Origin of the sequence: Crocosphaera sp. XPORK-15E, assembly GCF_034931425.1 — a bacterium.
Taxonomy (GTDB): domain Bacteria; phylum Cyanobacteriota; class Cyanobacteriia; order Cyanobacteriales; family Microcystaceae; genus UHCC-0190.
The window spans coordinates 20,997-36,277 of sequence record NZ_JAYGHQ010000021.1 but is presented as its reverse complement, the minus strand read 5'-3'; the positions used below and the strand labels follow the sequence as shown (position 1 = coordinate 36,277).

Annotated in this window: 18 protein-coding genes; 12 read left to right on the top strand and 6 right to left on the bottom strand. The window is 38.1% G+C overall.

Annotation, left to right across the window (positions count from 1 at the left end; translation table 11 throughout):
- Positions 1-96: 96 nt before the first annotated feature.
- Positions 97-2,244, top strand: a complete 2,148-nt coding sequence (locus VB691_RS21260) for a recombinase family protein (protein WP_323293533.1) — start codon at positions 97-99, stop codon at positions 2,242-2,244.
- A gap of 75 nt (positions 2,245-2,319) precedes the next feature.
- Here VB691_RS21260 and VB691_RS21255 read toward each other — a convergent pair whose 3' ends face one another.
- Positions 2,320-2,763 carry a hypothetical protein gene (locus VB691_RS21255; RefSeq protein ID WP_323293532.1) on the bottom strand — a complete coding sequence of 148 codons (444 nt, stop codon included), beginning with the start codon at positions 2,761-2,763 and terminating at the stop codon, positions 2,320-2,322.
- 512 nt (positions 2,764-3,275) lie between these two features.
- Between VB691_RS21255 and VB691_RS21250 the strand changes: the two genes are divergently transcribed.
- Entirely contained in the window at positions 3,276-3,482 is a 207-nt protein-coding gene (locus VB691_RS21250) for a hypothetical protein (RefSeq protein ID WP_323293531.1), read from the top strand.
- A 39-nt stretch (positions 3,483-3,521) separates the two neighbouring features.
- Here the strand turns inward: VB691_RS21250 and VB691_RS21245 are convergent, their stop codons facing one another.
- Together VB691_RS21245 and rpsU (VB691_RS21240) are read right to left on the bottom strand one after the other, a co-directional pair.
- Complete coding sequence (locus VB691_RS21245; RefSeq protein WP_323293530.1) at positions 3,522-3,890, bottom strand: response regulator transcription factor; 369 nt, start codon at positions 3,888-3,890, stop codon at positions 3,522-3,524.
- Positions 3,891-4,238: 348 nt separating this feature from the next.
- A complete protein-coding gene (rpsU, locus tag VB691_RS21240; RefSeq protein WP_323293529.1) occupies positions 4,239-4,421 on the bottom strand; it encodes a 30S ribosomal protein S21 in 183 nt (60 codons plus the stop codon).
- 396 nt (positions 4,422-4,817) lie between these two features.
- Between rpsU (VB691_RS21240) and VB691_RS21235 the strand changes: the two genes are divergently transcribed.
- Positions 4,818-5,000 carry a hypothetical protein gene (locus tag VB691_RS21235; RefSeq protein WP_323293528.1) on the top strand — a complete coding sequence of 61 codons (183 nt, stop codon included), beginning with the start codon at positions 4,818-4,820 and terminating at the stop codon, positions 4,998-5,000.
- Here the strand turns inward: VB691_RS21235 and VB691_RS21230 are convergent, their stop codons facing one another.
- Positions 5,001-6,815 carry an N-acetylmuramoyl-L-alanine amidase gene (locus tag VB691_RS21230; protein WP_416245396.1) on the bottom strand — a complete coding sequence of 605 codons (1,815 nt, stop codon included), beginning with the start codon at positions 6,813-6,815 and terminating at the stop codon, positions 5,001-5,003. It abuts the gene before it with no gap.
- A gap of 247 nt (positions 6,816-7,062) precedes the next feature.
- Between VB691_RS21230 and VB691_RS21225 the strand changes: the two genes are divergently transcribed.
- The 9 genes from VB691_RS21225 to VB691_RS21185 all read left to right on the top strand — a co-directional run bounded on the left by VB691_RS21225 (position 7,063) and on the right by VB691_RS21185 (position 13,927).
- A complete protein-coding gene (locus tag VB691_RS21225; protein ID WP_323293527.1) occupies positions 7,063-7,350 on the top strand; it encodes an RNA-binding protein in 288 nt (95 codons plus the stop codon).
- Positions 7,351-7,423: 73 nt separating this feature from the next.
- Entirely contained in the window at positions 7,424-7,750 is a 327-nt protein-coding gene (locus VB691_RS21220; RefSeq protein ID WP_416245403.1) for a pentapeptide repeat-containing protein, read from the top strand.
- Positions 7,751-8,015: 265 nt separating this feature from the next.
- Positions 8,016-8,201, top strand: coding sequence for a 30S ribosomal protein S21 (rpsU, locus tag VB691_RS21215; protein ID WP_323293525.1), 186 nt, complete (start codon positions 8,016-8,018; stop codon positions 8,199-8,201).
- A 738-nt stretch (positions 8,202-8,939) separates the two neighbouring features.
- The gene (locus VB691_RS21210) at positions 8,940-10,976 is read left to right on the top strand and encodes an elongation factor G (protein ID WP_323293524.1); all 2,037 of its coding nucleotides are present in this window, start codon (positions 8,940-8,942) and stop codon (positions 10,974-10,976) included.
- 242 nt (positions 10,977-11,218) lie between these two features.
- Entirely contained in the window at positions 11,219-11,953 is a 735-nt protein-coding gene (locus tag VB691_RS21205; protein ID WP_323293523.1) for a DUF726 domain-containing protein, read from the top strand.
- 164 nt (positions 11,954-12,117) lie between these two features.
- Positions 12,118-12,339: a hypothetical protein gene (locus VB691_RS21200; protein WP_323293522.1), complete on the top strand. Its 222-nt coding sequence runs from the start codon at positions 12,118-12,120 to the stop codon at positions 12,337-12,339.
- The gene (locus tag VB691_RS21195) at positions 12,336-12,608 is read left to right on the top strand and encodes a hypothetical protein (protein WP_323293521.1); all 273 of its coding nucleotides are present in this window, start codon (positions 12,336-12,338) and stop codon (positions 12,606-12,608) included. The genes VB691_RS21200 and VB691_RS21195 overlap by 4 nt, the downstream gene beginning before the upstream one ends.
- 379 nt (positions 12,609-12,987) lie before the next feature.
- The gene (locus VB691_RS21190) at positions 12,988-13,248 is read left to right on the top strand and encodes a hypothetical protein (RefSeq protein ID WP_323293520.1); all 261 of its coding nucleotides are present in this window, start codon (positions 12,988-12,990) and stop codon (positions 13,246-13,248) included.
- A gap of 64 nt (positions 13,249-13,312) precedes the next feature.
- On the top strand, positions 13,313-13,927 hold the full coding sequence (locus tag VB691_RS21185; RefSeq protein WP_323293519.1) for a Uma2 family endonuclease: 615 nt from the start codon (positions 13,313-13,315) through the stop codon (positions 13,925-13,927).
- Positions 13,928-13,933: 6 nt separating this feature from the next.
- Here the strand turns inward: VB691_RS21185 and VB691_RS21180 are convergent, their stop codons facing one another.
- Positions 13,934-14,704, bottom strand: coding sequence for a sulfite exporter TauE/SafE family protein (locus VB691_RS21180; protein WP_323293518.1), 771 nt, complete (start codon positions 14,702-14,704; stop codon positions 13,934-13,936).
- Between the two features lie 62 nt (positions 14,705-14,766).
- Entirely contained in the window at positions 14,767-15,267 is a 501-nt protein-coding gene (locus tag VB691_RS21175) for a hypothetical protein (RefSeq protein ID WP_323293517.1), read from the bottom strand.
- Positions 15,268-15,281 lie beyond the last annotated feature (14 nt).

Sequence of the window (15,281 nt, the reverse complement as noted above, 5' to 3'; positions counted from 1 at the left end):
ATTAGTAGCAAATAGGGAAGAAAATAGGTGAACAGGAACAACAAACCAACCAACTGAAAGTGATTGTATACTAACAAATTAAATCAAGGAATCTCCATGAAATTAAACTCTCTTTGGATCGAAGGAACTACCCGCAGTGGAAAAACAACCCGTTTAATGGAAGAATTTGGCCATTGGGTGGAAAATAAACCATATCAACCCCAAAATACCTCTCCCATTCCCTCCGTTACCCAAAATCTCGCCTCATCTGTGTTAGTCTTATCAGCAAACGATGAAAATCGTCGTCAATTGGGGGACAAACTCTCCTTATCTGTCCGAGGAAGCTATCCCATTTTATGTAAAACCCTCTTAGGATTGATGAGAGATGAGGTTAACCTGTTTTGGCCCCTACTGTTTGAAGAACTCAACTTAAAGGCCCAATTTCCCCTATTGTTGCGTCCCGAAACAGAACAAACCTTGGCTACCCAATTATGGCGATCGCAGTTAGACAAGTATCAGGAATCAGTGAGTGGCAGCAGCGAGTCCCGTTTTGTTCGCCAGACCTTGGATTTATTACAGTTGGCCGGTGCAAGTGGCATCAGGGTCGAGGATATCCCTTATATTCTAGAACATGGTTTAGGGGAGGGGGATGGCTTTTTAGGACAGCTAAATAATTCTGAGGGTTCCCTCGGTAATTTAGGGCAATTACGGGGAGATTTAATCTTACAATGGCAGCAATGGTGTTTACAGCGTGGTTTATTGACTTATGGACTGATTTATACTCTTTATTGGCGATATCTTTTACCTCATCCTCAATATAAACAACATTTAATTAATCGTTATCAGGCTATTTTTGCCGATGATGTGGATGATTATCCGGCGATCGCTAAAGATTTATTTAAGTTTCTTTTAGATCAAGGGGCCTTTGGGTTATTTACTTACAACCCAGAGGGACAAATTCGGTTAGGATTGAATGCTGATCCTCAATATTTATCTCAATTAGCATCTGATTGCCAGGTAAAAATATTACCAAATTCTTCAGGAATTGCCCAGGAATATGGGGAATTAATTGTAAACTTAGCTACCGATCCCCTTTATATTACCAATCTTCCCGATAGTTTTACATCTATTCAAACTATTGCCCGTGCTGAATTACTCCGCAAAACTGCAAACTTGATCATTAAAACCATTAAAACAAGTCAAGTTAATCCTGAAGATATTGCTATTATTGCCCCAGGATTAGACGAAATTGCTCGCTATACTTTAATAGAAATTATTTCCTCGGCGGGTATTCCTATTAAACCCTTAAATGAACAACGCCCCTTAATTAGTTTTCCCATTGTTCAAGCTTTATTGTCATTATTGGGGCTAGTTTATCCAGGATTAGGGCAACTGGTAAGAGCAGACGATGTGGCTCAAATGTTAACAGTTTTAAGTCAAGATTCTGACCAGAAAACTCCTGCAATTGATCCCGTAAGATCTGGCTTAATTGCTGATGCTTGTTATCAAATTAATAGTGAACATCCTCAATTATTGCCTGTTGAAAAATATAGCCGTTGGGATAGAATTGGTAATCGAGCAACGGAAGCTTACAAAAGGATTTGTCAATGGATTGAATCTACTAAAAATCTCGTTAAGCAAGAACAGTTAAACAGTCCCATGATGGTGTTAGATAAAGCAATTAAGGAGTTAATTGAAGTCAAAATAAAGTTATCTTATGGACAATTATCAGCCCTACGAGAATTAACAGAAACCACTCAACATTTTTGGGAAATTGATCGCCGTTTACGACAACATGATCCTAACCCAAAACCTCAAGGAGAAACCTTGATGGAGTTTATTCAATTATTACGAAAAGGAACAATTACAGCTAATCCTCGACCAATTCGTTATTTAGGAAAACAACCTGGTTATGTTACCTTAGCAACCATTTTCCAATATCGTTCTTTAAGGAGTTCTCATCCTTGGCAATTTTGGTTAGATGCCTCATCAAATTTGTGGGAAAAAGGCGGGGCATCAGTGCTATTTTGCGCCCCTTTATTCTTACAAGAATGGTCAGGACGTACCCTAACCCCTGAAGATGAATTTGAGGAAGATCAAGCCCGTTTAAAGCGTATTCTGAGGGATTTGTTAGGTAGAGCAGAAGAAAAAGTTATTCTCTGTCACAGCGATTTAAGTGTTAAGGGAACCGAACAAACTGGCCCGTTATTAACCTTAGTTAATGGTTGTCAAGAAGTAGTAGAGGAACAAGAATTAATTAAATAGGAAAGGGAACAGGCAATCATAAAATTTATGTTATATGATTGCTTACAGTGTTATGTATTAATATTGATACTTGACTCAAAATCCTTTGCCATTCCAATTCATTAAAATCCAATTATTATTTTCAAACTTAAACCAAGCTTCAACAGAACGATTTAATTCTTCCCATTTAATCTTTTGCATTACTGTTCCTTTTCTTTGGATAACTTTGCCAGAACCAAAAAGAGATTGAGCCTCATTTAAAGTTGCTGAAGAATTATGACTGATAGGATCAAAATTCTTAGCTAAAGCTTGCCATTCAGAGTAATTTTCTTTGGTAAGATATTGATAAGAAACAGGGACATTAGACGATTCATCCGAGGATTGAGTAAGTTCATAATATTCAGACGATGGAGCAGGTTTATAAGACGGTTGAGATGGTGCAGAATTTGGTTTTGGTGTATTTCCACAAAATTCAAAAGTCTGGATACTGCCATTAGGAAGTGTTAAAGAACATTGAGCAATCAAAAAGATTTCTAGCATGATTACCTATGATTGTTATTGGTGTTTGAGACAATTTAGTCTTATTATAAAAATACCCATAAAGCTTCTTAAAATTAACACCCTACTATAAAAATTTTCTAAACTATATAATGTATAAAAAGCATTGGGAGAACGATTTAATGTATCCCCGGCACTTTTTATCTAAATGTCAAAACTAATTTGTCTCTATTTCATATCCCAGAAACAAAAGTTTACATTCATTAGTCGCCAAACCTATGTAGATATTAACCCTTTATTCCTTGATCTTCTGATTTTTTCTTAAACAGTATCTTTGATTACACTTAAAAATAATTACTGTGCAATAGTAGTTACAAATCTGGTTTTTTCCCTCAACCAATTTTCTGGGAAAAAATAACGACTAAGACGGCTAAAAAGTCGTAAAGAATCCGATCATATAGCTAAAAAATAGCATTTTTGCCTACGCGAGTCATCAAATAATCAAGCGACATCTCACCACAAAACTACCCTTAAATAGCGAGAATTTTCGACCTATGACAATTCAAAAATTCGGATATTTAATTGAAGAGTACACAAAGTGGAAATTCCATGAAAACGAAGTCCAGCACTGCACTGGATTTAAAACTAAATCTGATGCTCAAGAAGCTCTAGAAAAGCGAATAAAATTTATTATTGATAGTGATAACCTATCCTATCGTGATAGTAAAATATTCTCCTATGAAGACTTTGATTGTAATTAGTTAAGTTTCTTCTATTCAAAGAAATTTGTCGTTAAATAACTAAGAATTCCTCAATAACTGCTTAACTGTGCCTAATAACTCCTCATGGGGAAAAGGTTTAACAATATAAGCATCGGCCCCTTGTTTTAACCCCCAATAATGATCAACTTCTGTACTTTTTGTTGAACAAAGAATCACAGGAATATGCCCTGTTTTTGGATCATTTTTAATGCTGCGACAAGTTTGATAGCCATTGAGTTTCGGCATCACAACATCTAAAATAATTAAATCAGGAGACAGAGATTCTAACTTTTCTAACGCTTCAGCCCCATTAATTGCTGTTGTCACAGAAAAGCCATTTTCTATTAATAAACCAGCGATTAATTCTCGCTGGGCGGTGCTATCATCGGCCACTAAAATGGTTCGCATGAGAAATCACTAGGAATAAATTTAGTAAATTTGTATCTTTTATTGTATACTCAAATGACAAGAGAAAGTATTAAGTATCATTTCCCATTATCTGACAGTTAAGGAATAGATACTGGCAAAAAATTCCAGGAATTTGTGCCAAGACCTTTGAGTCTGTCTCAATAATAGAATACCCACATAACTTATGGAACTATCATCTTGTCGAAAAATTGGCCGAAAATTGGGGAAATATACAAAAACCCCAACTAGATGACGATGACTTCGTTGGGGCTTTTTATTCCTCCCCAAAGCAACAGAGAAGGGCTACAATATGACTTAACATCTGGTTGTCATATATATTCCTGGCATTTAACTTCGGCGCGATCGCTGTCTCCGCCGAGTTGCCTCTTTACGCTTTCGTTTTTCTTGTGGCGTTTCAAAAAATTGGTGCTTTTTCTGGTCTGTGTAGATTCCCGCTTTAGCAACCTGCCGTTTAAACCGACGTAACGCAGATTCGATGGGTTCATTTTGACCAACGACTACTTGGGTCATTATTTAACTTTACACCTCCTGTTTGTTTCGATAAGTTGGACAGTTATCAGCCCGAAGACTGAGGGACTTTATTCTGATTAAAGTCAGTTGAGCTACAATTTCTCAACCCGTCAAGTATATCCTATTTACAGGGGATAAGATTAATATAACAATTTATAAAGCTGACACCTTTTTTGTTCTGTTCACTAATCGAGGTAGTAGGGAAAAACAGCCCTTCGCCCTACTTTAATTGTGTCTGACTACTTAGCTTTATCAAAATAATACATAACTCTTGGGTAATCTTTAGGATCACTTCATAATGTGATCACAATCACAACCCCAGGAATGTCTCAGTCACTGTCCGTATTCCCTCTTAGATATTACAATGGATCAACAGAAGTGAACTGTGACGGTATTATGGCTAAAACATCTGAACAACCACTGCAACCGAATCCTTTTTGTACCTACCGAGATCCCCAAACAGGGTTATGGGTAGTGATTAAATCAACCCCTGTTATGGCGGGGGGTTTATCTTCTGAGAGACAACCCCATTTATTAGACTCCGAGAATACCGCCTCCGTACAATCTTTCTGGACTTAATTATTTGTCAAGAATTGATGAAGTTGCTTGTTGTTTAAACCATTCTGTAATCCCGTCGGCTAAGGTTTGAGCAAGAATTGTTTGCTGCTGAGAATTTGTTATCCATTCAAATTCCGTCGGATTGATCATAAAACCCAATTCTAATAAAACGGCCGGGGTGGTATGGGGACGGGTTAAAGCCAGGTTATTCCAAAATACCCCATAGTTCGGGCGATTGGCATTTTTGACTAAGTAATCATGAAGAAATTTTGATAAGTTTTCAGCTTGGGGATGATACCAAAAGGTACTAATTCCCGACGTATTCATGGCATCCCCTCCATCGGGTAAAGCATTATAATGAATAGAAAGGGCGATCGCAGGTTTAAGGCGATCAATCATTGCCACCCGTTGTTCTAAAGACACCGCTTGATCTGTTTCTCTGGTGAGATAAACTGTAGCCCCTCGTTTAATCAATTCCTGTTTTAACAGTTGAGAAACGGTTAAATTAACAGACTTTTCTGGATAACCATTGGGGCCGACTGAACCTAATTCGTCACCTCCATGACCAGGATCAAGTAAGATTTTAATATTGTTTAAGGGCTGATCACCATTGGGTTTAATTTGGGGGGGATGACGTAAGGTAAAAATTAAGTTAGTACCTTCATATTTTAAATCATATCCCCACTGTTGAGTTGAGGTTAAATCAAAGCGATATTCGATTTTATCGGGACTTACTTGTTCCCAAGAAAAACTTTTAATCATCGGTTCATATTCAAGGCGAATGGTGTCAGTTTGGGCTGTAGTATTATATAAGGTAAGGATCAGTTTATTATTTTCTTGAGTCACTGTTACAGGAACGGGAAGGGTTAAGGGAAAAATAACCTGAGTTTCTTCATCATTTTTTTTGAATTTAACACTCCTAATTAACCCATTCGGCGACGTTAAATTTGGTAAAACTTTAGTTTCTTTTTGTTTTATCCACCCCCCATAATCAAGCTGTAACCATTCTCCCGTTTGACCAATCACTGAAGCAATTGTCCCCTTTGGTAAGGGCGTAAGGCGTGAATAATCAGTGCTAGGGCCAGTCCTGGCGACCCCTTCATCTGCTATTACTTCAATAATTGTTAATTGATTGGGATTCAAAATTTCGACTGTTCCCATCCCTTTTTGATTGGCGGTTTTCTGATTAAGATTAAGTTGAAAAATCGGCGTTCCTAAATTGCCCACTGTTGTAAATGTTGTGCAGCCTTGATACTGAGTGATTGGAGAGGAAATAGGGTTATTAGAATCAGTCAGAATAGCAGAATTAGGGGGAAGTTCAACCGAGTTGTTTTGAGGTAATAAGGGAATCGTTTGATTAGCGAGACTAACAGAAACTTGAGCATTAGGAGCAGCGATCGCCCCAAAACAAACCAGTTTATTTGGTAGTATTGCTATTGCTTGATTTGGGGTTAAGGAATTGTTAGCCAAGGCCGCCCCTTGAGGAATAACAGGAGTTGAACTTAAACGGGTTACAGTGAGATTAATCGTCTTATTATTGTGGCGTAATGTAAACTTATTGGCTCCCATTGTCAAGGGAAAAGTTGGGGCAAAATGTCCTTGGGTACTCTGCTGAATTCTTTGACCATTAATGGTAACATCCCCGGCTGGAGAAGCCGTGCCAATCAAGAAAATTTTGTCGGAAGTTGTTTGATGATTATTAGGGGGATAAACTAAAAAGAAAGAAGGTTTGTTATTCGCCATTGAACTGCCAATAAGGCTACAATCTAGAAGGATTAAGGTTGAGATGGTAAATCCCAATAAGCTTTTGGTCATGGCTTGCTCTTTCAGCATCATGGGGAAAAATAGAGATTAGTTAGAACAAAGAAATTTAGTTATTGTTCATGATAGCAATAATTGGCCATTTTAAATTGTTTCTAAGGGGTTAACATAAGACTTACGGCAGAGATTTTCGGATAAGATTAGCAAACTGTGCTAGGATAAGCTCATAAGAATTATTTTCCTTCGCTGTTTTGTCAAACTCTTTTGGCAAGCATCCGAGTGAATGTAAATCTCCACAATATCCAATATAGATTCTCATTTTATGTCAATTTACGTCGGTAACTTATCCTACGAGGTAACACAAGATGACCTCGAAGACGCTTTTAAAGAATACGGCACAGTGAATCGTGTTCAACTTCCTTTAGATCGAGAAACAGGCAAAATGAGAGGTTTTGCTTTTGTCGAAATGAAAACAGAAGAAGAGGAAGATGCAGCCATTGAAGCCCTAGATGGTGCTGAATGGATGGGACGCGCTCTGAAGGTTAATAAGGCGAAACCGAGGGAAGACAGAAAATCCCCTGGTCGGGGAGGTTCTACCCGTCGTTATTAAAGCTCTACCTACTGTCTGGTGTAGCTTGCCAAGAGATCCAGTCCAATTCAACCCAATTTATGAGGGCCTCATGATGAATATTAAAGAACTTTTAAGTCGATATGGTGCTGGACAGAGGGATTTTAGAAATATTAACCTCATTGCCGCCAACCTGAGAAGTGTCAATCTGAGTGGCATTAATTTAACTGGTGCTGATCTCAGAGGAGCGAATCTGAGTAAAGCAAATCTTAGTCATGCTAACTTAACGGATGTCAGTTTGAAAGGAGCCAATTTGACTGAAACGAATTTAATTTCAGCCGATCTCAGTGGGGTTGATTTAAGTGATTTAGATTTAAGTCAAACTCACCTTTCAAGAGCTATGATGAACGCCCAAATAGAAGCTGCCTTAATGTTGAAATAGGAGTTAAATCCGTAGCTATTTTGGTCATTGTTCATGGGCAATAGTAATATTTTGCTTCAACTGACCATCAAGGATCAACTATCAAAAAATAACCATGAACAATTAACTATTAACTATTAAACATCAAGCCAAAGTTTATTGTTGTCCAGGTATTTTAGGCGGTAGACTGAAACCTAAAGATACGAGATTTTCTCTCTATTGGTGAGTATTCACTGTTAATTTTATTGAGGCCAATTGTTTTGATCAATCTAGGAGTAAAAAATTAATGACCCAAATCATCCGTGGCGAAAATGAGGGCATTGAATCAGCCCTACGTCGTTTTAAAAGACAAGTGAGTAAAGCGGGAATTTTCCCCGATATGAAGAAACATCGTCATTTTGAAACCCCTATAGAAAAGCGTAAACGAAAAGCTCTCGCTAAACAGCGACAACGGAAAAGAAATTATCGCTAAAAATTAACCAATTCTTGGCGAGAAATCCCCGATTGAGGAACGAAAATCGAGGGATGATAGCCAAGGCAGCACTTTTGTGATATACTGTCTTCTGGTTGCGACCCACCCGAACTTTGGATTGACAGACAGCCTAACATCAAAGCAAAGTAGCAATACTTTCGGCGCAGGAACATTGTCAGATCGGGAAAAGAAATCGCGCTCAGAATCAAAAAGTCGGCAGCAATAGCGTAAGTCCAAACAGTGATTTGTCGAAGAACAATTTATACTCCTTGGGACACAGGGAGTCTGCCTCGGTGCAGTGAAAACTGTACGCCAGGAGCGTACCACTTTTGTGAGTAAGACCTGCGGAGGGAACGTAAGACCAAAACAAAACTTGTTTTGTGGAGGCTGATCCCGTTGAAAGAGGAAGCCCCGTAGGTCGCTACGCGGAATGCGTGGGTATGTCACCACAAGAATTGAGGAAGCAGGATAAGCAACATCGAGGTTATTCTGCTTTTTTATTTGTAACATTAATTTACATTTATTTTTATTTCTTAACTAAATTTTGACCTTAGTTTAAAAGACATTGCAAGATGTGTTTTCCCCTACCCAAAATGCGTTAAACTCACTACATTAAAAGATAGAAACCCATATAGTGCGAGCTTGATTTTCCTTGTGCTTAGCACGCCATGTTAGGGAAACCTCCCCAACCTCTCTGTGTTGAGCGTCCCTTGAAAATTGGCTCAAAGGAGGTATTTTATGACCCACAAAGTTTTGGAAAATGTTAGGAATGTGGCCATCGTGGGCCCTTATTCAAGCGGCAAAACCACCCTACTCGAAAGCTTACTCTCGGTTAGTGGTGCCATTACCCGCAAAGGAAGTATTAAAGATGGTAACACCGTCAGCGATAGTTCCCCAGAAGCTAGAGAACGGCAAATGAGTGTGGAAGTTTCTGCCGCGAGTACCACCCACGAAACCATTGAATTTACCTTTCTTGACTGTCCCGGTTCCATCGAATTTGCCCAAGAAACCTATAATGCTCTAGTAGGTGCAGGGGCGGCCATTGTAGTTTGTGAACCCGTGATCGATCGCCTGTTAACCCTGGCCCCCTTATTAAAATTTTTGGATGACTGGGAAATTCCCCATCTAATTTTTATCAACAAAATGGATCGGTTTAAAGACAGTTTTATGGAGGTTCTTCACGCCCTCAAAGATGTCTCAACCCGTCCCGTTTTACCCCAACAATATCCCATTCGTCAAGATCGAGAATTAGTGGGATATATTGATCTAATCACCGAACAAGCCTATCATTATCATGCAGGTAGTCCCGCCGACCCCGTTCCTCTCCCTGAACGCCTCAAAGCAGAAGAACAAGCGGCCCGCCATGAAATGTTAGAAGTCTTAGCGGACTTTGATGATCATCTTTTAGAAGAATTAATTGAAGATATTGAACCGCCTCAAGCAGAAATTCTCAAAGATTTAAAACAGGATCTAGGTGCTGATTTAATTGTTCCCGTCTTCTTTGGCATTGCCGAACAAGACTATGGGGTGAGGCCCTTACTCAATGCCTTATGTAAAGAAGCCCCGGCCCCTACTATTACGGCCGAACGTCGCGGCTTAAAATCCACTACTGAAGCGGAAACCTTAGTACAGGTTCTCAAAACTTATTTTACTCCCCAAGGAGGCCAACTTTCCTTAGTCAGAGTATGGCAAGGAGAACTAAACGATGGGATGTCCCTAAATGGCGTTCGGGCCAGTGGTATTTATCGGTTGATGGGACAACAACAAAAGTCAGTGCAACGGGCTTCTGTGGGGGATATTGTAGCCATTGGACGCTTAGAAAGTATTAAAACAGGAGACACCCTATCCAGTCAAGCCCAACCCAGTGAAGTGTTACCCAAAGCGGATACTTTAGAACCTGTGTATGCGTTAGCCGTGACTCCAGAACATCGCAAAGATGAGGTGAAACTGAGTGGGGCTTTAGGTAAACTGATGGAAGAAGATCCCTCATTGTATTGGGAGCATCATGGAGACACCAAGGAAGTGATTCTGTGGGGACAGGGAGAGATTCATTTACGGGTAGCGTTAGATCGGTTGTCTCGTAAATATAACCTGCCTATGTCCACTCATTTACCCCAAACTCCCTACAAAGAAACTATCCGTCAGGGTCATAAAGTCCATGGCCGCTATAAACATCAAACGGGAGGTCATGGGGCGTTTGGAGATGTTCATTTAGAGATTAAACCTTTGGCCAGGGGTGAGGGTTTCCACTTCCATCAAACTATTGTGGGGGGTGTGGTGCCAAAACAATACATTCCTGGGGTAGAAATGGGGGTTAAAGAGTATTTAGACCATGGCCCCTTGGGTTTCCCTGTGGTGGATGTAGATGTGACTTTAACGGACGGTTCCTACCATGCGGTGGATAGTTCGGAACAGGCGTTTAAACAGGCGGCCCGCATTGCTATGACGGAGGGAATGCCTTTATGTCATCCGATCTTATTAGAACCCATTTTATCGGTGGTGGTGTCTGCTCCTGCGGAATGTACTTCAAAAGTGTTGCAGTTGGTGAGTGGACGACGGGGCCAAATTCTCGGTTATGAGAGTTTAGCCCAATGGAAAGGATGGGATCAGGTAAGTGCTTATTTACCTCAAGCAGAGATGCACAATTTTATTGTTGAACTGCGATCGCTGACTATGGGTGTGGGTACGTTTACCTGGAATTATGATCATTTACAAGAGGTTCCTGATAAGGTGACTAATAATGTTTTAGCTGCTAATGGTAACGGGAAAAATTAACGCTTTTTTCTGATTGATTTAGGTGGTTTTTAATTATAATTAGGGTAGATTGATATCTGCCCTTTTTGTGTATTATTATTAATAGTCAGTGTAATTTAAACAATATAAGTAACTAACCGAAATGAAAGACGAATAGAACAATTAATTGGTTATAGTATTACCAATTAATCAGAACATCTTGACATAGAGCAAAGATTTAGAAACCTTGAAGCTCGAATGAATGAACTAGAAAATAAAAATTAATGCTTTTTCTCCAAAAAATTATAGGAACTTACGCAATGCAAAAGCCTTATATTAAGTTGATACAAGCAAATAAAGGCAGAAATGAAGCCTTAATTTTTGTTAATGGATATCAGATGAAAGACAACGAAAATTCTAAGCTTTGGTCTTCCTATCTACGTCGAGCAAATTGGAAGGGTTCAATTTATCAGTTATGGTGGGATTCAGGTAGTGAATATGGGAGAAAATACTCCATGTCACCTTTAGGCAAGATTCCTATACTTAATGAACTGGTTCATTCTTATCCTCATTGGCGCATGGTTTTAAAAAGAGCAAAAATAAGTGGCTCAAAATATTTACCTTCACTGCTCTTATCTATCCCAGAAAATGAAGTTTCATTTATTGGATATTCTTTAGGCTGTCGTTTAATTCATTATGGATTACAAGAATTTGATAGTAGATTGAGTTTGACATCGCTCAAAAACATTATTTTATTAGCTGGAGCAATTCGCACAATAAGATGGGAAAAAATTGCCATAAATATAACCGGCAAAATTTACAATTTATACAACAGAGATGATGATGTTTTAAATTACTTATTTACTCATTTTGGGGCTTATCCCTATAAGCCTTGTGGAGTCAAAAAAATTAAGACACAATGTCAAAATATTGAAAATATTGATATTACTCAATTAATCAATACAAAATCCCATGATTTAGAACTTTATTTAAAGGTACTCACTAAATTCTTTTTTTAGTGCGTTCAGGTTCCCATTCCGATTTATTTGAATAAAATTTAGTGCGATCGCCGACAAGTGTAGGTTGGGTTGAGGGACGAAACCCAAGAATCATCAACTAGATTGGGAATGAGCGATCGCGCTATAATCAAAGTAACTCAATTAAAATAATTGTGATCTAAGTGATGACAGACTTATTAACAGAAGCATTTCAAAAAGCCCAAAACTTACCAGAAGATATACAAGATGAAATCGCTAAACATTTAATCGAAGATATTGAAAATGAATATCAATGGCAACAAACCCTAGAGCAACCCCAAAGTTCTTTTTTAGATGAATTAGCAAGGAAAGCCTTAAATGAATCATCACAAGGAAAAACAAAGAAAATAGGGTTTGATGAAATATGAAGTCAGAATTAACAGATGACTTCTTAAAATGTTTTGCTAAACTACCCGAAACAGTTAAACAAACAGCACGAAAAAACTATAAACTATGGAAAGAAAACCCAACACATCCCAGTTTAGAGTTTAAGAGACTTAACACCAAAGAAATTGTATATTCTGTAAGAGTAGGAATCGGTTGGCGTGCTGTAGGAGTCATGAAAACATCGGATACAATTGTTTGGTTTTGGATAGGAAAGCATAGCGAATATGATAAATTACTGAAAAAATTATAGAGTGTGATCTCTTCGAGATCCGCTTCACGGTGCGCCGCTCTTGTAGGGTGCGTTAATGAAATGTAACGCACCTTTTAACCCCTAAACAATAAGACTGTTTTATTTCTTAAAATGTATTATATTTGTATTTTTTAAGTTAAAAATTCGACCAAAAAGAGTAACCATTTATACTAAACAGCCCTAAAACTGTTCAATATGATCAAAAAAATGTGAAAAAGATTATCAATAATTAACGACAGAATAAGCTTGACAAAGTATACTACTTTTTTGTATGCTAATGAACGATAGTAGATGTATGTTGGGTTATCTATATCTGCCTATAGACCCTGAGATATTATTGCAGTTAAATTAAAACTCTATTGAAAATATCCAAATAATCATGACTAAATTAATCCAAGAAACCTTTGAGCAAATTTTACAGCTTCCTGAAGAGCAGCAAAATACCCTTGCCATTTATCTACGGAAACATTTAGATGAATTTTTAGAACAAGCCGAAAAAGAAAAACGAATTGCAGAAGGAAATTATACTACTGACGACTTTAATGAAGAAACTCAACAAGCAATCAAGAATATAGAAGAACAAAAGAACTTAACCTATTGCAGCAACAAAAATGAGCTTTATCATGAATTAGGAATTTAATGTTATCTCCTATTTTTGAAAATTCTTTTAAGAAAGACATCAAATATCTGTGGAGGTGGTAACTATGACCCAAACCCGATCCAAGTTAGTAACCTTTGAACAATTTATCGAATGGTACCCCTCAAACGGGGTAAGATACGAACTACATAAAGGAGTCATCATAGAAATGCCACCCCCAACTGGCGAACACGAAAATGTTGTTGGATTTTTGGCGGCACAGATAACCTTCCAGTTCTTGCAAATGGGACTTCCGTTTCGTATCCCCAAAACTGCCTTTGTCAAAATTCAGAGCAATAACTCAACCTATTCTCCCGACATTTTGCTATTAAATCATGACAATCTCGTTAATGAACCTCTGTGGAGCAAGCAATCGACTGTTGTTCAAGCTGCATCTATCCCAATAGCCGTTGAAGTTGTTAGCACTAACTGGCGAGACGATTACTACGACAAGTTAAGGGACTACGAAGACATAGGGATTCCTGAGTATTGGATTGTGGACTATGCCGCGCTCGGTGGCAAAAGATTTACTGGTAATCCTAAACAACCAACTATTACAATTTGCGAATTAGTTGAGGGAGATTATCAAATGACTGTATTTAGGGGAAATAATTTTATTGCATCGCCTTTATTTCCCCAACTCAACCTGACAGCACAACAAATTTTTAATTCTGCTTTGTAGTGATATTTATTGATAACTCATCCAAGCCTTAATAAAGATATAAACTGCTAAAATTCCTAACATTCCATAAAAACAAAAGCTTACAACTTTATCAGGTAATCTGGGTAAAAAACGGGTGCTAATTTGCGCCCCGACTAATCCCCCTAATCCTAAAATAATGCCAACCGTAAATAAAACATTACCACTAAAAGCATGACCAATAGTAGAAGAAATTGAAGTAATCACAATCACGCCTAAACTGGTTTGAATAGCAACTTTAATCGTTGTTTTTAATAATAACATTTGCAGAGGAACCATAATAACTCCGCCACCAATACCAAATAAACCAGCTAAAAATCCTCCCATCGCACCTGTTAACAATCCTGCCATTTTTACTGAAAAGTTAGACAAAGATAAATCTGAATTTTTAGCGATTAATTGACGGCGCAAATTCCCTAAAAATATATTAAAAATCAAGAACGTACCAAAGGCAGTTAATAAAATATAATCGGGTAAATAATTGGCAACTTTTACCCCTAATTGAGCCGTAATAATAGCAGGAATTCCTAATAAAAGAACTTGCCGCCAATTTAAGTATCCCATGCGCCAATTTTGGATACTTCCCGATAAAGATGTAATGACAATTGCTAAACTACTGGTAGCAACTGCTTGTAAAGGGGTATAGTTTAATGAGACTAAAAGAGGAACTAAAACCGTTCCTCCGCCAATGCCTAAAATTCCTGCTAGTAGTCCTGAAAATAAACCACTAACTATCAAAATCAAAATGTTATCTAGCATTTTTATTCATACTAATTCTCCTGAAATTAGTCAAATTACTTAATATTTTAATCTCCTTCTTTTTAGTTTTGAGGTTGAGAATTTGAAGGTTCTTGATAAGGTTGAACTTCAATGGGAATGGCGACAGTTTCTTCTGGAGATACAGAGGAAAAATTATCAGAATTAGCTGGCGGTTGACTCTCTTTGATGGCAGAAAGTTCCTCAACTGGAATAAATTTACTTTCCGATTTTTTCTCCTCTGATGAGGCAGTATTCATGTCTTGAGTCGTCGTTAGATCTTGCTTTTCTGACTCAGACGAGTTAACCTCTGATGAGTTTTGAGTTTCAGAAGTTTCAGGACTTACTTGACTCTCTTGATGGTTGTTTGGGGCAATAGTTTCCTGAATCGGTTTATGATTAAAAAGCGGTTTCAATGGGGAAGGAGAGACTGATTTGACTTCTGAAGTATGACAAGCTGCCGAAGATAACCCCAGATAGCATCTGACTTCTTCTCGCGCTAAGGAAACCCCAACCCCTGTCACGGATATAACTAAGGCTGTCATGGGTAAAAAGTATTTGAACATAGTATCACTCCTCA